Annotated in this window: 23 protein-coding genes; 6 read left to right on the forward strand and 17 right to left on the reverse strand. The window is 72.2% G+C overall.

The features are described from left to right. Both gndA and FXF51_RS53175 read right to left on the reverse strand, forming a co-directional pair. On the reverse strand, window positions 1–1,317 hold a 1,317-nt coding region (gene gndA, locus FXF51_RS53170; RefSeq protein WP_148442495.1), incomplete at its 3' end, for an NADP-dependent phosphogluconate dehydrogenase. 62 nt (window positions 1,318–1,379) lie between these two features. Then, complete coding sequence (locus FXF51_RS53175) at window positions 1,380–2,072, reverse strand: HAD family hydrolase (RefSeq protein WP_148442496.1); 693 nt, start codon at window positions 2,070–2,072, stop codon at window positions 1,380–1,382. Window positions 2,073–2,095: 23 nt separating this feature from the next. Between FXF51_RS53175 and FXF51_RS53180 the strand changes: the two genes are divergently transcribed. Both FXF51_RS53180 and FXF51_RS53185 read left to right on the forward strand, forming a co-directional pair. Beyond that, entirely contained in the window at window positions 2,096–2,752 is a 657-nt protein-coding gene (locus FXF51_RS53180) for an SDR family oxidoreductase (protein ID WP_148442497.1), read from the forward strand. A gap of 74 nt (window positions 2,753–2,826) precedes the next feature. Continuing rightward, a complete protein-coding gene (locus FXF51_RS53185; protein ID WP_148442498.1) occupies window positions 2,827–5,328 on the forward strand; it encodes an ATP-dependent Clp protease ATP-binding subunit in 2,502 nt (833 codons plus the stop codon). 69 nt (window positions 5,329–5,397) lie between these two features. Here the strand turns inward: FXF51_RS53185 and ptsP are convergent, their stop codons facing one another. The 8 genes from ptsP to FXF51_RS53220 all read right to left on the reverse strand — a co-directional run bounded on the left by ptsP (window position 5,398) and on the right by FXF51_RS53220 (window position 11,962). Then, window positions 5,398–7,032, reverse strand: a complete 1,635-nt coding sequence (ptsP, locus tag FXF51_RS53190; protein ID WP_148442499.1) for a phosphoenolpyruvate--protein phosphotransferase — start codon at window positions 7,030–7,032, stop codon at window positions 5,398–5,400. After that, entirely contained in the window at window positions 7,025–7,306 is a 282-nt protein-coding gene (locus FXF51_RS53195) for an HPr family phosphocarrier protein (RefSeq protein WP_148442500.1), read from the reverse strand. Before FXF51_RS53195 ends, ptsP begins: the two co-directional genes overlap by 8 nt. A gap of 13 nt (window positions 7,307–7,319) precedes the next feature. Next, window positions 7,320–8,324, reverse strand: coding sequence for a zinc-dependent dehydrogenase (locus tag FXF51_RS53200; RefSeq protein WP_148442501.1), 1,005 nt, complete (start codon window positions 8,322–8,324; stop codon window positions 7,320–7,322). Beyond that, window positions 8,321–8,749 (reverse strand): PTS sugar transporter subunit IIA, encoded by a 429-nt coding sequence (locus tag FXF51_RS53205; protein ID WP_148442502.1) that lies wholly within the window; start codon window positions 8,747–8,749, stop codon window positions 8,321–8,323. Before FXF51_RS53205 ends, FXF51_RS53200 begins: the two co-directional genes overlap by 4 nt. Beyond that, complete coding sequence (locus FXF51_RS62250) at window positions 8,742–9,050, reverse strand: PTS lactose transporter subunit IIB (protein ID WP_222871875.1); 309 nt, start codon at window positions 9,048–9,050, stop codon at window positions 8,742–8,744. The genes FXF51_RS53205 and FXF51_RS62250 overlap by 8 nt, the downstream gene beginning before the upstream one ends. A gap of 3 nt (window positions 9,051–9,053) precedes the next feature. Continuing rightward, a complete protein-coding gene (gene mtlA, locus FXF51_RS53210; protein ID WP_222871876.1) occupies window positions 9,054–10,148 on the reverse strand; it encodes a PTS mannitol transporter subunit IICB in 1,095 nt (364 codons plus the stop codon). A gap of 96 nt (window positions 10,149–10,244) precedes the next feature. Further along, window positions 10,245–11,204 carry a 1-phosphofructokinase gene (gene pfkB / locus FXF51_RS53215; RefSeq protein WP_148442503.1) on the reverse strand — a complete coding sequence of 320 codons (960 nt, stop codon included), beginning with the start codon at window positions 11,202–11,204 and terminating at the stop codon, window positions 10,245–10,247. Further along, window positions 11,201–11,962 carry a DeoR/GlpR family DNA-binding transcription regulator gene (locus FXF51_RS53220; RefSeq protein ID WP_148442504.1) on the reverse strand — a complete coding sequence of 254 codons (762 nt, stop codon included), beginning with the start codon at window positions 11,960–11,962 and terminating at the stop codon, window positions 11,201–11,203. Before FXF51_RS53220 ends, pfkB begins: the two co-directional genes overlap by 4 nt. Window positions 11,963–12,064: 102 nt before the next feature. Here FXF51_RS53220 and FXF51_RS53225 point away from each other — a divergent pair, with 102 nt between their 5' ends. Then, window positions 12,065–12,958 (forward strand): hypothetical protein, encoded by an 894-nt coding sequence (locus FXF51_RS53225; protein ID WP_148442505.1) that lies wholly within the window; start codon window positions 12,065–12,067, stop codon window positions 12,956–12,958. 79 nt (window positions 12,959–13,037) lie between these two features. On the opposite strand, the gene FXF51_RS53230 is transcribed toward FXF51_RS53225, so the two are convergent. Further along, complete coding sequence (locus FXF51_RS53230; RefSeq protein ID WP_148442506.1) at window positions 13,038–13,649, reverse strand: class I SAM-dependent methyltransferase; 612 nt, start codon at window positions 13,647–13,649, stop codon at window positions 13,038–13,040. 2 nt (window positions 13,650–13,651) lie between these two features. Further along, complete coding sequence (locus FXF51_RS53235; protein ID WP_148442507.1) at window positions 13,652–14,284, reverse strand: TetR/AcrR family transcriptional regulator; 633 nt, start codon at window positions 14,282–14,284, stop codon at window positions 13,652–13,654. A 110-nt stretch (window positions 14,285–14,394) separates the two neighbouring features. Between FXF51_RS53235 and FXF51_RS53240 the strand changes: the two genes are divergently transcribed. Then, window positions 14,395–14,835 (forward strand): iron chaperone, encoded by a 441-nt coding sequence (locus tag FXF51_RS53240; protein WP_148442508.1) that lies wholly within the window; start codon window positions 14,395–14,397, stop codon window positions 14,833–14,835. Window positions 14,836–14,968: 133 nt separating this feature from the next. Here the strand turns inward: FXF51_RS53240 and FXF51_RS53245 are convergent, their stop codons facing one another. The 5 genes from FXF51_RS53245 to FXF51_RS53265 all read right to left on the reverse strand — a co-directional run bounded on the left by FXF51_RS53245 (window position 14,969) and on the right by FXF51_RS53265 (window position 18,825). After that, entirely contained in the window at window positions 14,969–15,325 is a 357-nt protein-coding gene (locus FXF51_RS53245; protein ID WP_148442509.1) for an MmcQ/YjbR family DNA-binding protein, read from the reverse strand. Window positions 15,326–15,342: 17 nt separating this feature from the next. Continuing rightward, window positions 15,343–15,759 carry a CBS domain-containing protein gene (locus tag FXF51_RS53250; RefSeq protein WP_148442510.1) on the reverse strand — a complete coding sequence of 139 codons (417 nt, stop codon included), beginning with the start codon at window positions 15,757–15,759 and terminating at the stop codon, window positions 15,343–15,345. A 104-nt stretch (window positions 15,760–15,863) separates the two neighbouring features. Then, on the reverse strand, window positions 15,864–17,270 hold the full coding sequence (locus tag FXF51_RS53255) for a pyridoxal phosphate-dependent decarboxylase family protein (RefSeq protein WP_148442511.1): 1,407 nt from the start codon (window positions 17,268–17,270) through the stop codon (window positions 15,864–15,866). Continuing rightward, the gene (locus FXF51_RS53260) at window positions 17,263–17,883 is read right to left on the reverse strand and encodes a helix-turn-helix domain-containing protein (RefSeq protein ID WP_148442512.1); all 621 of its coding nucleotides are present in this window, start codon (window positions 17,881–17,883) and stop codon (window positions 17,263–17,265) included. The genes FXF51_RS53255 and FXF51_RS53260 overlap by 8 nt, the downstream gene beginning before the upstream one ends. A 39-nt stretch (window positions 17,884–17,922) precedes the next feature. Next, window positions 17,923–18,825: a pyridoxal-phosphate dependent enzyme gene (locus tag FXF51_RS53265; protein ID WP_187415057.1), complete on the reverse strand. Its 903-nt coding sequence runs from the start codon at window positions 18,823–18,825 to the stop codon at window positions 17,923–17,925. Between the two features lie 157 nt (window positions 18,826–18,982). On the opposite strand from FXF51_RS53265, the gene FXF51_RS53270 reads away from it, so the two are divergent. Then, window positions 18,983–19,717: a hypothetical protein gene (locus tag FXF51_RS53270; protein ID WP_148442514.1), complete on the forward strand. Its 735-nt coding sequence runs from the start codon at window positions 18,983–18,985 to the stop codon at window positions 19,715–19,717. Between the two features lie 11 nt (window positions 19,718–19,728). Further along, window positions 19,729–20,808: a hypothetical protein gene (locus FXF51_RS53275; RefSeq protein ID WP_148442515.1), complete on the forward strand. Its 1,080-nt coding sequence runs from the start codon at window positions 19,729–19,731 to the stop codon at window positions 20,806–20,808. Window position 20,809 lies beyond the last annotated feature (1 nt).

The raw sequence follows: 20,809 nt of genomic DNA on the forward strand, positions 1-20,809 counted from the left end.
CAGCGCCGCCGGAAGGCGGTCGCGGCGCAGCCCGTCATAGTAGGCCAGGGCCGAGGAGAAGCCGGGCGTCGGCACGCCGATCTGCACCGCGGTGGTGACCACGCGCCGCCACGACTCCTGCGCCGCCTCCAGCGCGCCCGCGAACGTCGGGTCGGCGAGCAGCGTGGGCAGGTTCGGGTTCGCGTCGTACGCCGCCCGGATCCGGTCGAGGAACTTGGCGCGGATGATGCAGCCGCCCCGCCAGATCGTGGCCATGGCGCCCAGGTCGAGGTCCCAGCCGTACTCCTTCGAGGCCGCGGCCATCTGGTCGAAGCCCTGGGCGTAGGCCACGATCTTGGAGGCGTACAGGGCCTGCCGCACGTCCTCGATCAGCTCGCGCCCGCCGACGCCGGACAGCTTCGGCCCGGCCAGCGACTGGGCGGCGGCGCGCTGCTCGGGATGGCCGGACAGGGCCCGCGCGAACGTGGCCTCCGCGATGCCCGTCACGGGCACGCCCAGGTCGAGGGCGCTCTGCACGGTCCAGCGGCCGGTGCCCTTCTGCTCGGCCTGGTCGACCACGAGGTCCACGAACGGCTTGCCGGTCTCGGCGTCCACCTGGTCGAGCACCTCGGCGGTGATCTCGATCAGGTAGGAGTCGAGCTCGCCGCGGTTCCACTCCCTGAACACCTCGGCCAGCTCCGCCGGCGTCGCGCCCAGGGCCTGCCGCAGCAGGTCGTACGACTCCGCGATGAGCTGCATGTCCGAGTACTCGATGCCGTTGTGCACCATCTTCACGAAGTGCCCGGCACCGTCGGGTCCGACGTGCACGGAACACGGCACCCCGTCCACCTTGGCCGCGATGTCCTGCAAGATCGGGCCGAGCGCCTCCCACGACTCCTTCGAGCCGCCCGGCATGATGCTCGGGCCGTTCAGCGCGCCCTCCTCGCCGCCGGAGATGCCGGTGCCGACGAAGTGCAGGCCGCGCTCGCGCAGCGCCGCCTCGCGCCGCCGCGTGTCCTCGAAGTGCGCGTTGCCGCCGTCGACGATCATGTCGCCCGGCTCCATCAGGTCGGCGAGCTGGTCGATCACCGCGTCGGTGCCGGCGCCCGCCTTCACCATGATGATCGCGCGCCGCGGCCGCTTCAGCGAGGCCACGAAGGCGGCGAGGTCCTCGGACGGGATGAACGTGCCCTCCCCGCCGAACTCCTTCACCAACTGCTCGGTACGGCTGTGCGACCGGTTGTGCACGGCCACGGCGTAGCCGTGCCTGGCCAGGTTACGGGCCAGGTTGCGCCCCATGGTCGCCAGACCGGTGACGCCGATGTCTGCCAAGTCCATCTCAGCTCCTCTTTGGGGAATACGCATGATCCAGCTCGGGGGTTCGCGGAGATATTCCCATGTCAATCACTTTGACGGACCCCGAGCTCGTCGAGCCGGTCCAGCATGTCCGCCGGGTCGGCGTACACCCTGAACGCGCCCGCCCGCTCCAGCTCGTCCCTGCCGTACCCGCCGGACAGCAGCCCGATGCCCAGCGAGCCGGCCCGGCGGGCGGCGAGCAGGTCCCAGACGCTGTCGCCCACCACCATGGCGTGCGCCGGATCGACCCGCACCAGCGCCGCACCGGCGAGGAACAGGTCGGGGTCCGGCTTGGCCCGGCGCACCAGGTCGCGGGTGACCATCGGGGTGCCGTCCGGCAGGCCGAGCATGCCCAGCGCGAGGCGGGCCGTGCGGGCGTACCCGCTGGTGCAGATCGCCCACGGCACGCCGCGCGCGCTCAGCTCGCCCAGCAGCTCCTTCGCGCCGGGCAGCGGCTTGACGGAGCCGACCTGCTGCTCGTACGCGTCGGCGTGGTGGGTCTGCAACTCGTCGATCTGCTCCCGGGTCAGCTTGAGCCCGGTCTCGCGCAGCAGCGCGCTGACGAACAGCCCGCCGCTCATGCCGATGCGGCGGTGGATCCGCCACACCGACAGGTCGATGCCCATCCCGGACAGCGCCTGCCGCCAGGCCACCACGTGCTGGTAGACGCTGTCGATCAGGGTGCCGTCCAGGTCGAACAGGAACGCGGGGGTGGGTGCCTCCGGGAAGTCGTACATGCGTCCATGACACCATGGCGGCTATGCGGATCATCATCGCGGGGGGACACGGGAAGATCGCGCTGCGGCTGGCCGCCAGGCTCAAGTCGGGGGCGGTGGGCCTGGTACGCAACCCGGCGCACCTCGCCGACGTCGAGGCCACCGGGGCCGAGGCCGTGCTGTGCGACCTGGAACGGGCGAGCGTCGAGGAGGTCGCGCGGATCGTCGAGGGCGCGGACGCCGTCGTCTTCGCCGCGGGCGCGGGCCCCGGCAGCGGCGCGGCCCGCAAGGACACCGTGGACCGCGGCGCGTCCGTGCTGCTCGCCGACGCGGCGGAGCGGGCGGGCGTGCGGCGCTTCATCCAGATTTCCTCGATCGGCGCGGGAAAGCCGATCGCGCCCGGCCGTGACCCAGGCGATGACGGGGTCTGGGCCGCCTACATCAAGGCCAAGACAGAGGCGGAGGAGGACCTGCGGGGCCGCGACCTCGCCTGGACCATCGTGCGGCCCGGCCGCCTCACCGACGAACCCGGCACCGGGCTGGTGCGGCTGGCGCCCGAGGTTCCGCCTGGCGCGGTGCCGCGCGACGATGTGGCCGCCGTCGTCGTGGCGCTCCTGGACAACCCCGGCACGGCCGGGCGGACGCTGGAGCTGGTGGCGGGCGACACCCCGATCATCGACCTCGTGGCGTCGAACGAGTGACCTCTTTGCCGCTGGTTGGCATTGACATGCGGTGAGTGCGGCTAGATGTCCCCTGAGTGCGAGGGGGACCTGAGATGTCGAGATCGTTCTTCGGCGGAGACCCGTTCAGAGGGTTCGAGGAGCTCACCGGCCGGGTGTTCGGCGGCATGGAGGGCTGGCCGCCGTCCCGGCCCAGCGTCCAGCGGGTGGACGTGGGCCGGCTGCTCAGCGCCGAGGCCAGGCAGGTGCTGAGCGACGCGCTGGAGGGCGCGGGCCGGCGCGGCGCCGCCGACCTCGACGTGCTCGACCTGCTCGACGCGCTGACCGAGCTCGACTCCGGGCAGGCGCTGCTGCGTACGGCGGGCGTGGACGTGGGGCGGCTGCGCGACCGCATCGACGCCGCCGCGGGGCCCGGCGAGCCCGCCGAGCCGCCCACCACGCTCTCCCCGGCGACCAAGCGGGCCATCCTCGACGCCCAGCGCGTCTCGCGGGCGCTGCAGTCGTCCTACATCGGGCCCGAGCACCTGCTGCTCGCGCTGGCCGCCAACCCCGACTCCGTCGCCGCCCGCCTCCTCCAGGAGCAGGGCGTCTCGGCGAACGAGCTGCAACAGGCCCTCATGGCCCGTCCGGCGGGCGGCGGTGGCGGCGCGGGCGGGGGCCCCGGCGGTGGCCGCCGCGCCAGTGACACACCCTCGCTCGACGAGTACGGCCGCGACCTCACCGAGGAGGCCAGGCAGGGCCGCATCGACCCCGTCGTGGGCCGCGAGGACGAGATCGAGCAGTGCATCGAGGTGCTGTCGCGGCGCACCAAGAACAACCCGTGCCTGATCGGCGAGCCCGGCGTCGGCAAGACCGCGATCGTCGAGGGCATCGCCCAGCGCATCGTGAACGGCAGCGTTCCCGACACCCTCAAGGACCGCCGCGTCGTCGCCCTCGACCTGACCGGGATGGTGGCCGGGTCGAAGTACCGCGGCGAGTTCGAGGAACGCATCAAGAAGGTCATCGACGAGGTGCGGGCGCACGCCGACGAGGTCATCGTCTTCATCGACGAGGTGCACACCCTGGTCGGCGCCGGCTCCGCCGAGGGCGGCATGGACGCCGCCAACATCCTCAAGCCCGCCCTGGCCCGCGGCGAGCTGCACGTCGTCGCCGCCACCACCATCGACGAGTACCGCAAGAACATCGAGAAGGACGCCGCCCTCGAACGCCGCTTCCAGCCCATCCTGGTCGCCGAGCCCACCGTGGAGCAGACGGTCGAGATCCTGGCCGGGCTGCGGGACGCGTACGAGGCGCACCACCAGGTCCGCATCACCGACGAGGCCCTCGACGCGGCGGCCGGCCTGTCCGCCCGCTACATCTCCGACCGGTTCCTGCCGGACAAGGCCATCGACCTCATCGACCAGGCCGCCGCCCGGGTACGGCTGCGCTCCAGCACGCCCGGCAGCGACGTGCGCGAGCTGGAGGAACGCCTGCAGTCGCTGCGCCGCGACAAGGATCAGGCCGTCTCCGCCGACGACTTCGACCGCGCCAAGGAGCTGACCGTCCAGATCGACAAACTCCGCCCCGAGGTGGACCGGGCCAGGCACGGCGAGGACAGCGTGCCGCAGGTCATGGTGGAGGACATCGCCGAGGTCGTCTCCCGCCGCACCGGCATCCCCGTCACCCAGCTCACCGAGCAGGAACGCGACCGGCTCATGCGCCTGGAGGAGCACCTGCACGAGCGGGTCATCGGCCAGGACGAGGCCGTCGTCGCCATCGCCGAGGCCGTGCGCAGGGCCAGGGCCGGCCTGTCGGACCCGAACCGGCCCATCGGCAGCTTCCTGTTCCTCGGCCCCACAGGCGTCGGCAAGACCGAGCTGGCCAGGGCGCTGGCGGCGGCGCTGTTCGGCGGCGAGGAGCACATGGTGCGCATCGACATGAGCGAGTTCCAGGAGCGGCACACGGTCTCGCGGCTCATCGGGGCGCCGCCCGGCTACGTCGGGTACGAGGAGGCGGGGCAGCTCACCGAGGCCGTCCGCCGCCGGCCGCACTGCGTCGTGCTGCTCGACGAGATCGAGAAGGCCCACCCCGACGTCATGAACATCCTGCTGCAGATGCTCGACGACGGCCGCCTCACCGACGGCCAGGGGCGCACCGTCGACTTCACCAACACCATCGTCATCATGACCAGCAACATCGGCGCGCAGATCATCCTGGAGGCCACCGGGGACGTCGAGCAGCAGCTCATGGACCTGCTGCGCCGCTCGCTGCGGCCCGAGCTGCTCAACCGCATCGACGAGACGATCGTCTTCGAGCGGCTGGAGCGCGAGCAGCTCCGCCAGATCGTGGACCTGCTGCTGGAGCGGACCCGGCAGCGGCTGCGCGGCCAGGACGTGACGCTGGAGGTCACGGACGCGGCCAAGGACTGGCTGGCCGGGCGGGGGTACCAGCCCGAGTTCGGGGCGCGGCCGTTGCGGCGGACGGTGCAGCGGGAGCTGGACAACCGGCTGTCGACGATGTTGCTGACCGGGGAGGTGGGGGAGCACGGGAAGGTGACGGTGGACGTCGAGGGCGACCGGCTCAGCCTCAAGGCGCACAACCCGGAACCGGCCGCCTGACCTCCCGTCCTCCTCCATCGCGGCGCGCGTCCGTTCCCGTCCCTCGGGGCGGCGCGCGTCCGTTCCGTCCTACTCCAGCGCGGCGCGAGCCCGTTCGCGGCATTCGTCCAGCGTGACCTCCGCGAGCGCCTCGCGCACCGCCGGGACGCACACGCCCGCCATCGACAGGCTCGTCACCCCCAGCCCCACCAGCAGCGGCGCCAGCAACGGGTCACCCGCCGCCTCACCGCACACCCCGACCGGCTTGCCCGCCCGCCTGCCCGCCTCCCCGCACCTGGCGATCAGCTCCAGCAGGGCCGGCTGGCGCGGGTCCAGCAGGTCGGCCAGGACGGAGTGCTGGCGGTCGGCGGCGAAGGTGTACTGGGCCAGGTCGTTGGTGCCGATGCTGAGGAAGTCCACCTCCCGCAGCAGCCGCCCCGCGCCCAGCGCCGCCGCCGGGACCTCCACCATCACGCCCACCCGCGCGATGCCCCTGGCGCGCGCCCGCCGGGCGAAGTCGCCCGCCTCCCCGGCCGTGGTCACCATGGGCGCCATCACCCAGGGCTCGGCGCCCGCCTGACGCGCCGCCGCGGCGATCGCGTCGAGCTGGGTGTCCAGGACGCCGGGCAGCAGCCGGTCCACCCTCAGGCCGCGCACGCCCAGGGCAGGGTTCTGCTCCTCGGGGAGGCCGAGGAAGGGCAGCGGCTTGTCGGTGCCCGCGTCGAGCGTGCGCACGACCACGTGCTTGGCCCGGGCGAACACCTCCGCGTACGCCGAGACCTGCTCCTCGAACGACGGCGGCTGCCTGCGGTCGAGGAACAGGAACTCCGTCCTGAACAACCCGACCCCTTCAGCATCCGCCTCCTCCGCGTCGGCGGCCGAGCCGATGTTCAGCAGCAGCTTCACCGCGTGCCCGTCGGCGGTCCTGCCCGGCCCGCGGCTCGCCTGGAGCCGGGCCCTGCGCGCGGTCTCACCCTGGACGACCTCGGACGTCTCCCGCTCGCTGAGCCCGATCGCCACCTCGCCGGTGCCGCCGTCCACACCGATCATCGTCCCGTCGTCGAGAGCCATGACACCCGCGCACGCCACCACGGCGGGCAGCCCCCTGCCCCTGGCCAGGATCGCGGTGTGGCTCGTGGGCCCGCCGCGCTCGGTGACCAGCGCCAGCACGTCCGGGCCGAGACCCGCGGTGTCGGCGGGGGAGAGGTCGGTGGCGACCAGCACGTACGGGTGGCCGGGGGAGGGCAGGCCGGGCATCGGCAGGCCGAGGGCGGAGGCCACGGCGCGGTGCTTGAGGTCGTCGAGGTCGGCGGCCCGTTCGGCGAGGTAGCCGCCGAGCGCGGCCAGGGCCTCGCGGTGCTTGGTGAAGGCGGCGTCCAGGGCGTGGGGGGCGGCGTGGCCGCCGGCCGTGTGCCGTTCGGCCTCCTCCAGCAGGATGGGGTCCTCGGCGATCATGGCGAGGGCCTCCAGGATCTCGGCCGCCTCGCCGCCCGCCGCCAGGGCGCGCCGGTTCAGCTCGGCGGCGACCGCCTCCAGCGCCTTGCCGACGGTGGCCGCCTCGGCGCCCGGGTCGGTGACCGGCCCAGGGGCGGGCAGCTTCGGCGGCTCGCCCAGCCGGATCATCGGCCCGGCGGCCCGCCCCTGACTCACCCCCAGCCCGGCCAGCCGCCCCCCGGCCCCCTCCCAGCCTTCCGTACCGCCCCCACGCGCGCCGTCGTCAGGCATCGAGGGCCTCTTCCGCGTCCAGGTCGCGGGCCAGCAGCGCCGCCAGCGCGTCCAGCGCCTCCTCGGCCCCCGGCCCCTCCGCCTCCAGCGTGACCTCCGTGCCCTGCACGACCCCGAGCGACAACACCCCCAGCATGCTCTTGGCCGGCACCGCCTTCTCCCCGGCCCGGATCGTCACCGGCACCCCCGACTTCACCACCGCCTGCACGAACAGCTTGGCCGGACGGGCGTGCAGGCCGCTGGCCGAGGCCACGACCACCGTTCGCTGCGCCATCGCAGACCTCCTCTCAGGGTTCAATGGTGACCTTGATGGCCTCGCCCCGCCGGACGAGGTCGATCCCGTCCAGCACGCGCGGCAGCGGCAGCCGGTGGGTGATCAGGTCGGACACCGGCACGGCGCCCTCGGCCACCAGCCGCAGCGCCTCGGCGTTGTGGGCGGGGCTGGAGCCGTTCGCGCCGACGATCGTCAGCTCCCGGTAGTGCACGAGGTTGGAGTCGAGCGCGATGATCGGGTCGTCCTTGGGCAGCCCGCCGAAGAAGCTGATCCGCCCCTGCCGGGCCGCCATCCGCACCGCCTGCTCCTGCGCCGCGCCCGACGCCGCCGCCGTGATCACGACGTCGGCGCCCCGGCCGCCGGTCAGCTTGAGCACCTGCTCGACGGGGTCGGCGTCGACGGCCGCGTCGGGACGGACGAGCTCGGCGGCCATCGCCAGGCGTTCGGCGTTGACGTCCACGAGGAACACCCGGTTCGCCCCGCGCGCCCGGGCCAGCCGCACGTGCAGGCAGCCGATCGGGCCCGCGCCCATCACGACCACGTCGTCACCGGGCCCGACGCGGGCGAGCGTCTGGCCGTTGAGCACGCACGCGAGCGGCTCGGCCACGGACGCCTCCGCGAAGCCGACGCCGTCGGGGATGGCGTTGACACCGTCCACGGCCAGCACCTTCGCGGGGATGATCATGTATTCGGCGAACCCGCCGTCGTAGTGGTAGCCCATCGACTCCTGGTTCGGGCACACCGTACGGCGGCCGGCCGCGCAGTCGGGGCACGTGCCGCACGGGATCGCGGCGATCACCTGCACGCGTGCGCCGGTGTCCACCACCTCCCCGGCGATCTCGTGGCCCATGACGCGCGGCGGCACGATGTGGTGGTGCCCGAACTTGTAGATCTTGGCGTCGGTGCCGCAGGTCGAGCAGTTGCGTACCCGGATCTTCAGCTCGCCGGGGCCGGCGACCGGCTCGGGCGCGTCCTCGATCCTGATGTCGCCGGGCGCGTGGAAGCGCGCGACCTTCATACGGTCAGCTCCTTGATGACGTCGGGGACCTCGGTGGCCTCGCGCAGTGCTCGCGCCCGGTCGGGGTCGAGCAGGATCTCGGCCAGCGCCGCCAGCAGCGGCACGTGACCGTCGTCCTTGGCCGCGATGCCGACGCAGAGCGTGACGTGCTCGCCGTCCCAGTCGACGCCGGCGGGGAAGCGCACGACGCAGATGGCGTCGCGCGTGACATCCCCCTTGGAGGCGTTCGTCCCGTGCGGGATGGCCACGCCCTCGCCGACGTAGGTGGAGATCGACCGCTCGCGTTCGAGCATCGCCTCGATGTACGGCTCCGCGACCGCGCCCACCTCGACGAGCGCCCGCCCGCACCGGCGGATGGCCGCGGCGCGGTCGGGGGCGCTCTCGTGCAGCAGGACGGCCCGCGGGTCGAGCAGGTCGTCACGCATCGACCGTGCCGCCGTTCTTGATGGTGTTCACCAGCCGGGTCACCGCCGGGTCGCCGAGGAAGATCTGGAACGACACCAGTACCTTCCCCGGAGCGGCCGCCTTCGCACGTGCGGCCAGGCCCGAGTGGCACAGGACGACGTCGGCGTCGTCCGGGATGGAGTTGACCGGGGTGTGCTCCACGGTCACACCGGTTCCCTTGAGCTGCTTCTTGAGCTGGGAGGCGAGCATGACGCTGCTGCCCATGCCCGCGTCGCAGGCCACGATGATCTTGTGGATGTCCTTGCTGTCGATGCCTGCCATGTCTCAGCTCTCCTTCTGGGTGGTTTGCGCGGCTTCGGCGGGCTCGGCCTTCTCGCCCCTGCCGAACCCGAGCAGGACGGCGGCGACGGCGAACGTCACGCCGGTCGCCACGAGGATGCCCAGGCTGGAGCTGAGCCAGCCGCCCTTCGGGGTGACCGCGAGGTAGGCGAAGATGCTGCCGGGTGACGGCGTGGCGACCAGGCCGGCGCCGGTGACCATGAACGTGAACACCCCGGCCGCGCCGCCCACGATGACGGCCAGGATGAGACGGGGCTTCATGAGCACGTACGGGAAGTAGATCTCGTGGATGCCGCCGAAGAAGTGGATGATCATCGCGGCGGGGGTGCTCGGCCGCATGGCGCGCGGGCCGAAGAGCAGGAACGCCAGCAGCAGGCCCAAGCCGGGCCCCGGGTTCGACTCCAGCATGAACAGGATCGACTTGCCCGTCTCGGCGGCCTCGGCCACGCCCAGCGGGCTCAGCACGCCGTGGTTGATGGCGTTGTTCAGGAACAGCACCTTGGCCGGCTCGATCAGCACGGAGGAGATCGGCAGCAGGTTGTTGGTGATCAGCCACTCCACCGCGTTGCCGGCGGCGGTGGTGACGGTCTGGACGATCGGGCCGATGCCGTAGAAGCCGACGATGGCCATCGCGCCGCCCACGATGCCGGCGGAGAAGTTGTCCACCAGCATCTCGAAGCCGGCCTTGGTGCGTTCCTCCGTGAACTTGTCCACATATTTCAGGATCAGGGCGGTGAGCGGGCCGATGATCATGGCGCCGAGGAACATCGGCGACTCCGTGCCCACCACGACGCCCATCACCGCGACGGCGCCGACGACCGCACCGCGCTGCCCGTGCACCATCCGGCCGCCGGTATAGGCGATGAGGACCGGGAGCAGCGTCCCGATGATGGGGCCGACCATCTTCGCGAGGTCCTCGTTGGGCAGCCAGCCCGTCGGGATGAACAGGGCGGTGATCAGGCCCCAGGCGATGAACGCGCCGATGTTCGGCATGATCATGCCGGCCAGATGGCCGCCGATGCGCTGGATGGTGGCCTTGACTCCGGTCCCGGTGACCGGAGGGGTGTAGGTGTCGGCCATGGACGTGCTCCTTTGGGGGGTTGAGCAGCCGCTTTCTCTGTCGGGATGCGTGCGCCGGGGCTTTCGGGGGGAGGGAGGGCGGGAGCTTCTGGAGATTCAGGTGAGGAGGGCGGTCGAGAGCCGGCGTTCGGGGTCGGGCGGGCCGATGGTGACGGCGCCGTGGTCGATGTCGGCGGGGCCCGGCATGCGGCTGCCGGGCAGACGGACGGCGGCGGCGCCCCAGGCCAGCGCCTGTTTCAGCGCCTCGGGCCCGGAGCCGCCCGCGGCGAGGAAACCGGCCAGCATGGCGTCGCCCGCGCCGACGGAGCTGCGCGGCTCGGTGACGGCGGCCTCGCCGTACCAGCTGCCGCCCTCCTCGACGAGCACGGCGCCGTCGGCGCCCAGGCTGGCCAGCACCGTACGCGCGCCGGCGGCCCGCAGCTTGCCCGCCGCCTCGGCCACGTCGCCCAGGCTGCGGATCGGCATGCCGGTGGCCGCCGACAGCTCCTCCAGGTTCGGCTTGACCAGGGCGGGCGCGGCGCCGAGCGCGCAGGACAGCGCGGGGCCGCTGGTGTCGACGGCCACGTGGATGCCGGCGCCGGCGAACCTGCGGCACAGCCTGGCGTACACGTCGGCGGGCACCTCGGGCGGCAGGCTGCCCGAGGCCACCACCCAGTCGGCCCCCTGGCCGCCCGCGTGGGCGGCGGCGAGCACGGCGTCGGCGATCGTGTCCAGCTCGGCGGGCGACAGCGCGGTGCCCGGCTCGTTGATCTTGGTGACGGTGCCGTCGGGCTCGGCGAGCGTGACGTTCGACCGGGTCGGGCCCGTCACCGGGACGGTCACCATGTCGAGCCCCTCGGCGGCCAGCAGGCGGACGAGCTGCCTGCCCTCGTCCCCGCCGTACGGGATCACCGCCCTGCTCGCCACGTCGTTGGCCAGCAGGGCGCGCGAGACGTTCACCCCCTTGCCGCCCGGGTCGAGGTGGGCGGCGGCGGCGCGGATGACCGCGCCGCGGTCGAGTGAGGCGATCTCGATGGTGCGGTCGAGGCTGGGGTTGAGGGTCAGGGTGAGGATCACGCCCTGATCACCTCCGGACCGGCCGCCGCCAGGTCGGCGGCCAGCGTCATGTCGAGGCCGGTGTCGGTGATCACCACGTCGATCTCGCTCAGCTCGGCGAACGTGGACAGGTACGTGTTGCCGAACTTCGTGTGGTCGGCCAGCAGCACGCTGCGCTGCGCGGCCTTGACCATGGCCCGCTTGATCGCCGCCTCCGCCGGGTCGGGCGTGGTCAGGCCCCGGGTCGGCGAGCAGCCGTTGGTGGCCATGAACGCCACGTCCACGTTGAGGTAGGCCAGCGGGCGCAGCGCCCAGTCGTCCACCGTGGCGAGCGTCTTGCCGCGGACCCGGCCGCCCAGCATGATCACGTGCAGGTTGGCGCGCGCGGCCAGCACGGTGGCCAGCGGCGGGGAGTTGACCACCACGGTCAGCTCCCGGTCGGTGGGCAGCACCTGCACCAGGCGGCCCGTCGTGGTGCCCGCGTCGATGATCACGGACCCGTCCTCGGGCAGCTCGGCCAGCGCCGCCTTGGCGATGCGCTCCTTCTCGGCCGTCATGACCTCGTCGCGGGTGGCCAGCGCGGGCTCGAACCCCAGCCGCTCCACGGGGATAGCGCCCCCGTGCACGCGGCGCAGCACGCCCGCCCGCTCCAGCGACGTCAGGTCGCGGCGGATCGTCTCCGTGGTCACGTCGAGCTCGGCGGCCAGCGTCACCACGTCGACGCGGCCCGCTGCCCGCGCTCTCCGCAGGATCTCCTGCTGCCGCTCCTCGGCGTACATGATGTTGATTCACCGCCGTTTCGGGTTGGTTTCATCTGTGTTTATACCCGCTTTCGTTGGTTGGTCAAGGGCGGGGCGGCTGAATCTGGTAGTTATAGGCGGGTGCGAATCAAGCCCCTGGCCGTAGTCCCCGTTCTCGTCGCCGCGCTCGCGAGCCCCGCCCACGCCGCGCAGGAGGCCGGGCCGCCCCGGGTCCCGGCCGGGACGACGGCGGCCTGGGTGGTGTTCGACCGGCAGGCCGGCAAGATCGTCGCCACCCGGAACGCGCACAGGAAGTACCGCTCGGCCTCCGTCGTCAAGATCCTCATCGCGATCGACTACCTGGAGCGGCGCAAGAGCGTGCCGGCGGCCGACGCCAGGCTGCTGAAGGTCATGCTGCGCTCCAGCGACGACGACGCGGCCTCCACGCTGTGGGACCGCCTCGGCAAGGGGCAGATCATCGTCCGGCAGGCACGCAAGCTGGGGTTGTCCGACACTGCGCCGCCGCCCGCCACGCACCCCGGGTTCTGGGGGTACACGTCGCTGAGCGCGTACGACATCGTGCGCACCTACCGCTACCTGCTCGACAGGGCCGAGCCCCGCGTCAGGGACACCATCCTCGGCCACCTGCGGCAGTCCACGCCTTGCGGCACCGACGGCTTCGACCAGACCTTCGGCATCCCCGACGGGGTGCCGCGGCCGTGGGCGGTCAAGCAGGGCTGGTCGGGCTTCGGCACCACGCCCCCGGTCCGGTGCAACGGGCGCGCCCAGACCGCCTCCTACACCACGGACGCCAGCGCCATCGGGGCGCCCATCTCGTGGATCTCGCAGCGGGCCACCGGCTCGGGCGTGCCCGACTACGGCCGGCCGGTGCTGCACACGACCGGCCTGGCGGGCAAGGGCGACCGGTTCGTCATGGCCGTGCTGACGGCGCACCCGGCGGGGGGCACGTGGAGCTCCTCGGTCAAGCGCACCACCGCGATCGCCCGCGACCTCTACCGCTACGTCACCCGCTGACCGGCCGCACGCCGAAGCCTCACCTCTGACGGGCCGGGCGCGCAGCCCTCACCGGCTGACCGGCCGCGCGCCGAGGTCGTCAGCGGACGAAGGTGAACATCCGCCGGTCAGGCTCCAGCGCCACCGGCGGGCCGGCGTACCGGTGCACCCCGACCCCGTACTTCGTGCCCTCGCCCTCGGCCGCCACCCGCTCGAACCCGCCGCCCTCGAACCACCCGCAGATCACCGGCACCAGGTCGGGCTCGTGCCGCCCCCTGGTCCAGATCACCATCGCCCCGGGCGCGCAGAGCTGCGGCAGAGTGGCGACCGTGCGGCGGATGTCGTCGTCGGTGATGTTCCCGAACACCCCGCACACCAGCACCAGGTCCGCCGGCACGGCGCCCGCGTAGGCCCCCGTCACCGCCGCGTCCCCGCACACCACCTCGGCCCCTTCGGGCGCGGCGCTCCTGGCGACGGCGGCGTTCCGCTCGTCCAGCTCGACGAGCCGCGCCCGCACCTGGCCGCGCCGGGGATGCCCGGCCAGCACCGGCAGCAGGTCGCGGCCCTGCCCCGCGCAGAGACTCACCACCTGCGACGCGCCCTCGTCGAGCGCCGTCCCGACCCACCTGCGCACGAGGTCGAGGCGGTCCTTCAGGGACGAGCCCGGCTCGTCGTAGGCGTCATGCCAGCGCATCCAGTCCTGCTGCGTCATGATCAGTGATCCTGGTCGAGCACGGTGGAGCGGGCAAGCGCTTTTCCCTTCGGCGCGAGGGCGCTCAGGACGTGGTCGATGAGCGCCCCGAGCTCCGCGCGGGTGTGCAGGTCGCCCTGGTGGAGCAGGAGGCGGTAGTAGACGGGGCCGTACAACAGCTCCAGGGCCAGGTCCAGGTCGGCGTCCGGGTCGAGCTGGCCGGCGGCCCTCGCCTTGGTGAGGCGGGCGCGGGCCTCGTCGGCCCGTGGCTGGATCAGGTCGGCGTTCAGGCTGCGGGCCAGGTCGGGATCGTGCTGGGTGTCGGCGATCAGGCCGGTCAGCGCGCGCCCGGTGCGGGGCTCCGCCATGACGCCGTGGAGGAGGCCCCACATCTGGGCCTCCAGGTCGGCGCGGAGGTCGCCGGTGTCGGGGAACGCGATGGCGGGGTTGACGGTCTCGTCCAGCGCGTCCAGGACCACCGCGCCCTTGGACGGCCACCAGCGGTAGATCGTCTTCTTGCTCACCTTGGCGCGGGCGGCGATCGCCTCGACCGTGACGTGCCCGTACCCGTGCTCGGCGCACAGCTCCAAGGCGGCCTCGATGATCGCGGTCCGGCTCTTCTCGCTGCGTCGCTGCGGGTTGGGCTCCTGGGGCATGCGGCCCACCCTACAGGAAACGACACGGCGCGTGTTGACACGCTCGGGGGAGGGATGGCAAGGTCTGCTGCGGGAAACGACACGTGTCGTTTGTTGAAGGAGAGTATGGGATGACCAGCACGTATGAAGGATTCACCGCCGACGAGCGGGCCGCGATGCGGGACCACGCCAAGGAGCTGAAGACGGCGGCGCGCCGCGGCTCGAAGGCGGACAAGGCGGAGGAGGCGAGGCGGGACGTGCTCGCGAAGATCGCCGAGATGGAGGAGCCGGACCGGATCCTGGCCGAGCGCGTCCACGCCGTCATCACCGCCAGCGCCCCGGAGCTCGCGCCGAAGCTCTGGTACGGCATGCCCGCCTACGCGCGGGACGGCAAGCTCGTCTGCCACTTCCAGCCCGCGGCCAAGTTCAAGACGCGGTACGCGACGCTCGGGTTCAGCGATCAGGCGCGGCTGGACGAGGGGGCGATGTGGCCGGCCGCCTTCGCGCTGACCGAGATGACGGCCGAGGTGGAGGAGCGGATCGGGGCGCTGGTGAAGCAGGCGGTGAGCTGAGCCGCACGCCTGCTACCGCCTGCCACCGCCTGCTACCGGCTGCTGCGGGCGCACGCTGAGCTGGGCGCTCGCGGCATGCGTGCGCGCGGAGGCGATGCTCGCCGTCAGAGCGCGCGGAGGCGGGTGCTCGCCGTCAGAGCGTGCGTCTGGCGGCGAGCTCCTGCTCCAGCCGCACCTTCTTGGGCACGCACATCCGCCAGGCCTCCAGCACCAGCTCCCGCATCTCCGCCACGTCGATGGCGGCAGTCCGCACCTCGACCCAGTGGAAACGCATGTCGGACTCCCGTGGAAGCAGGAACTTCTCCGGCTCCGCGGCCACCAGCGCCGCGCGTTCCTCCTTGGGAAAACCGAACCCCATCAGGCTCTCGTCACGCGAGAACGCCACGTAGACGATCTTGCCTACGCGGAACTTCACGCGGTCCCTGATGAGGTGCTCCGAGGAGCGCGGGAGCGTGCGCGCGAACTGCCGTACGTCATCGACCGTCACCACACGGCCGACGCTACTACCTACCGGTTGCCCGCCGCGGCCGAGATGTCGGCGAGGGCGGAGTTCGGGTCGCGCTCCATGGCCAGGTCCCCCAGGCTGACGACGCCGACCGCGCGGCCGTCCTCGACCACCGGCAGGCGGCGCACGGCGTGCGTGCGCATGAGCTGGACGGCCTGGTCGATGCTGGTGTCGGGGCCGACGGCCTCGACGGACGGGCTGCACGCCTCGCGCACCGGGGTGTCGGGGCCGCGCTCGTCGGCGACCACCCGGACGGTGATGTCGCGGTCGGTGACGATGCCCTTGATGCGGCCGTTGTCGTTGACGATGACCGCGCCGGTGTCGTTGTCGCGCATGAGCGACGCCGCGACGGACACCGGCTGGTCGGCCTCAACCGTCGCCGGGTGAGAGGTCATCACATCTGCCACGGTCTTCGCCATGGGATCCTCCTGTAGGTCGGGTCAGCCGACCCTCTACCCGGGTGGATGTGCCTCTCACTGCCCCGCGCCGCTTCGCCGGGCGGGCGGGGCGTGCCGATCTCCCGCTAGAGCAGCGCCTTGGCCGCCAGGCGGATCTCGTCCAGGAGCACCACCAGGTCCTGCTCGGTCGTGTCCGGGTGCAGGATGCAGGTGCGCAGCGCGTCCCGCCCGCCGAGCCTGGTACCGGTGAGGAACGCGTTGCCGCGCGCCTGCACCGCTACCGGGATGGCCCGGTTCAGCTCGTCCAGCCCGTCGGCCCGAGGGGTGTGCCGGAAGGCGGTGATGGAGGTGGTGACCGGGGCGAGCAGCTCGAAGTCGGGGGCCGCCTCGATCATCGCGCCGAGCGTGCGCGCCATCCCCGTCGTGTGGTCCACCAGGCGCTTGACGCCCGACCGGCCCAGGTGCGACAGCGTCGCCCAGGTCTTCAGCGCGCGGAACGGCCGGGTCTGCTCGGGCCCGTACTCGGCGAACCAGCCCAGGTCGCCCGCGTTCTCGTCCACCAGGTACGACGGCACCAGGCTGAAGGCGGCCCGCGCGGCGGACGGGTCGCGCAGCAGCGCGCAGCCGCAGCCCACCGGCACGCCGAGCCACTTGTGCGGGTCGAGGGCCAGCGAGTCGGCCCGCTCCAGCCCCGCGTAGTGCGGCGCCGCCCCGTCGGCCAGCACGCCGAGCGCGCCGTAGGCGCCGTCCACGTGGAACCACAGCCCGTAGGACGCCGCCACGTCGGCGATCTCGTCCAGCGGGTCGACCGCGCCGGAGTTCACGGTGCCCGCGCTGCCCGCCACGCAGAACGGCCGCAGCCCCGCGTCCAGGTCCTCGGCGATCATCGCGCGCAGCGCCCGCACGTCCATCCGGTACGCCGCGTCCACCGGCACGGTCCGGACGTTGCGCGCGCCGAGGCCGAGGAGCTGGGCCGCCTTGTGCAGGCAGCTGTGCCCCTCCTCGGTGACGTACATGACCATGGGCGGGCGGCCCGACAGGCCCTCCTCGCGGGCGTCCCAGCCGGCCGCGAGCGCCGCCTGCTGCCGGGCGGTGGCCAGGCAGATCACGGTGGCCATGGACGCGCCGCTGGTCAGCAGCCCGCCGCCGGGCGGATGCGGGAAGCCGACGAGCCCGGCCAGCCAGCGCACCACCGCCCGCTCCAGGTGCGGGCCCGCGTGGTCGCCGCCCGCGCAGCTCGGGTCGAGCGCCGCGGCCAGCGGCTCGACCAGCACGCCCGCCGGGTTGGGCGGGGAGTTCACCCAGCCGAAGAAGCGCGGGTGGCCGTTGCCCATCGGGTACGGCAGCACGTGCTCGCGCGCGTCCTCCAGCAGCTCGTCGAGCGCGCGGCCGGTCTCGGGCAGCTCCTGGCCGGTGAGCCAGGCCCGCTCGCCGTCCGGCACCGGCTGCCACACCGGCCGCTCCGCGACGCCTTCGAGATGGTCGGCCATGATCTGGGCGGCCTTGAGGCCGGCGCGGCGAAGCTCATGCATCGGGGGATTCCCTCCGTCGTTCGTGGTGCCCGACTCCGCCCACCTCCATGGCGAGGTAGAAGACGCAGTCGGTGGTGCCGTGGTTGGCGTAGGCGTGGCGGCAGTCGCCCGGGTAGTAGACCGAGTCGCCGGCCGCCAGCTCGTACGGCCTGCCGTTGATCGTCAGCCGCAGGCTGCCGTGCTCGACGGCGAGGTACTCGCGGGAGCCCGGCGCGTGCGGCACGAACTCGCCCGCGTCCACGCCGGGGCCGATGGTCGTGCGCATGAACTCGAACTCCACCTCGCCCAGCACCGGCGACAGCACCCGCCGCTCCCAGCCGGACGGGTCGCGCAGGACCCGCTGCTCGGCGTGGCGCAGCACCCGCATCGCGCCGTGCGCGGGCTCGTCGAGCAGCCGCGAGATGGACGTGCCCAGCGCCGTGGCCAGCCGGTCGAGCACCAGCACGGTCGGCGTCTTCGTGCCCCGCTCGACCTCGGAGACCATGCTCCTGCTGATGCCGCTGAGCTCCGCCAGCCGCTCGATCGACAGCCCGCGCGCCTGCCGCTCGCCGCGGATGCGCTGCCCCAGCTCGGCCATGGACAGGCCGCTGGACAGGACCCCTTCGCCTTCCATTCCTCCACTATAGCGGTGGTTTATCCGCTTTAGTGGTCATCAGGCCATGCCTGTGAGGAGGACACCCGTCTTCCCGGTGACGCCGTCTCCGCCGATCGCGGCGAGGTGAGCGGCGTAGCCGGCGGCGGCGCCCGGCTCCACCGTGATCCCGTAGGAGGCCAGGTGTTTCGTGGCCAGTTCGATCTCCGGCTCGGAGACCAGGACGACGTCGGCGAGAACCGACCTGGCGACGTCCAGGATGATGGCGTCAGCCTCGGGTTCCCCGGCCAGGCAGTCCGCCATGGTGGGGGAGGCTTCGGCCGTACTCCGGCCGAAGTGAAAGAAATCATGGATGGGCCGCGAATTCGCGGCCTGCACCCCGATGATTCTCGGCTTCCCGGCCTCAGGAAGGGCCGCGTAGGCGGTGCCGACGGCCGCGGCCAGACCGCCTCCGCCGACCGGCACGAAAAGCGTGTCCAGGTCCGGATGCTGGTCATGAAGTTCGAGCACGATGCTGCCCAGGCCGTGCAGGAAATCCCAGTCGGCGCCCGACGAGCAGTACGACATCCGGTGCTCGTCGGCGAATTCACGGGCCATCACGCCCGCCGCGAGAAAGGAGCGTCCCGCCACATGCACGGTGGCGCCCAGCCGCCGCAGGTCGTCCAGCTTGCCGGCGTCGCAGTCCTCCAGCACGAAGACGTGCACCGGCACGGAGAACCACCTCCCGATGGCGCACAGGGCGCGGCCCGTGTTCCCGGTGGAGACGGTGACCAGCGCCCGCTCGCGCCGCTCCCGCGCGGCGGTCAGGTAGGTGTTCACGGCGCCACGGATCTTGAACGATCCGCTCACCTGAAGGTCCTCCCGCTTGACCAGGACGTCTTTTCCGAGCGGGTGGAACGGCGTCCGGACGGTGTGCGTGCCGATTCTCCTGGTGGCGGCGCGAATCTCGAAGGCGTGGTTCACGGTGACTCCCTCGCTGGCGCTTTGCTCGACCTGGGGAGGATGAGAGGCCGTCATGACGCCTGGCTGACGGCTGACTGACCCCGCGTGAAAGCCGTGTCAGACAGAAGTCAGGCCCTGCGGTCACGCTGGCCATTCCCCGAGCGAGACGGGAGTCGCGATGGTCGACTGGGACGGCTTCGACAGCCACACGTACGTGAACCAGAACTACGGGCGGCGGATCCTGCAGGAAGACCTGCAGATCATGCGATTCGTGATGGACGAATTGCGCGACCTCGCGGTCATTCCGGAAAGCCTCCGGCTGGCCGCCGACATCGGGGCGGGCCCGAACCTGTATCCCGCTCTTCTGCTGGCCCCCTACCTGCACGGGAAAGGCACCCTGGAGTTCGTCGAGCACTCCGCAGCGAACCTCGCCTACCTGCGTGACGCGCTGGAGCGCGGGGACGGCGCGACCTTGGCCGTGTGGGCGAAGTTCGAGCGCCTCATGCGGGAATCCGGCCACCGTACGAGCCTGCGCAGGGTGCGCGACGCCGCCGTCGTCAAGGCGGGCAGCATCTTCGACCTGCCGGTCAGCCACTACGACGCGGTCATGTGCTTCTTCGTCGCGGAGTCGATCACCACGGATCCCGCGGTGTTCACCACCGCCCTGGACTCACTCCTGCGCTCGCTGAAGCCGGGCGGGCTGTTCGTCACCGCCCACATGGTCGGCTCGACGGGCTACCAGGCGAGCCCGGAGGCTCCCGAATATCCCGCGTGCTCCATGTCGATGGCGGACATCGAGAAGAGCTACATCCCGTACGGGCCCTTCCGCTCGACCCTCACGCGGCACACCCCTGAACAGGCTCTCCGGTCCGGCTACGACGGCATGGCCGCACTGGTCGGCCGACGCGACTGAAAGGCAACCTCATGCGATCCCTGAACCTCGACGACGTCGTACGGCTCGCCCTGGCTGAAAACGTTTCCCCCAGCGGCTACACGATGGACTGCTTCGTGACCTCCGAGGTCGCCCACAACGACGCCATCGCCAAATGCCGGCCAGGCACGGGGAAGGACGGCACCGGCGCCTACATCGGCGTGGGCCCCTGCCAGAACCTGACCTACATCGGCGCCCTGCGGCCCCGCCTGGCCGTCATCTGCGACAGCCGCCTCGACAACCTGATCGAACACCTCATGTTCAAGCTGCTCATCGAGCGGGCCGGCGACCCGCTGGACTATCTGCTGCTGCTGTTCTCGCGACGGCTGGAGGAGCCGCCCCCGGTTCTCGATGAGCCGGAGGACCTCGTCGCCGCCTTCGAACGAGGCACCCCGGACCCCGGGACCTACCGGGACAACGTGGAATGGCTCCGCTCCGAGGCGAAACGGCGATGGGCGTTCGACGACGGGCAACTGGACCGCCTCTCCTACCTGTACGGCCAGTTCTTCGCCAGGCAGCTCGCCATCACCGCGGTGAACAAGGAATGCGCCGACGCGCTGGGCAGCCCGACCCTGCGTGACGTCATTCTCGCCAGGAACTCCTACCGCCGGAACTTCCATTTCCTCACCGACGCCGACCGGTTCGCGTACGTGCGCCGGATGTGCCTGGAGGACCGCATCATCCCGATGCTCGGGAACTTCTCCTCGGCCCGCAGCATCAAGCTGATCAACGAGCTGCTGGACGGGTTCGGCGAGCGGGCGGACACCGTCTACCTGTCCAACATCGAGGACTACGTGGTCAGCCGGTACCTGCTCGACTCCCACGGGATCGCGAGAGAGCCCAACCCGGACGGCCTGCTGGAAGGCGCGTACGCGGACGGCTACGCCCGGTTCGTCGAGCGCCTCTCCGCCCTGCGCACCGCTCCGGACGCGTTCCTCATCCGGTTCATCTTCCAGGGCGAGCGCTGGGGCAGGACGGTCGGCGAGGACCTGGAGCCCACCGTCTCCCGGCTGGAGACCTTCCTGGCCGCCTACCGGCGGGGAGCGCGGTCCCTGCTCGACACCTGCCTGTGAG

It is taken from the genome of Nonomuraea sp. PA05, from assembly GCF_008086045.1.
GTDB classification, from domain to species: domain Bacteria; phylum Actinomycetota; class Actinomycetes; order Streptosporangiales; family Streptosporangiaceae; genus Nonomuraea; species Nonomuraea monospora.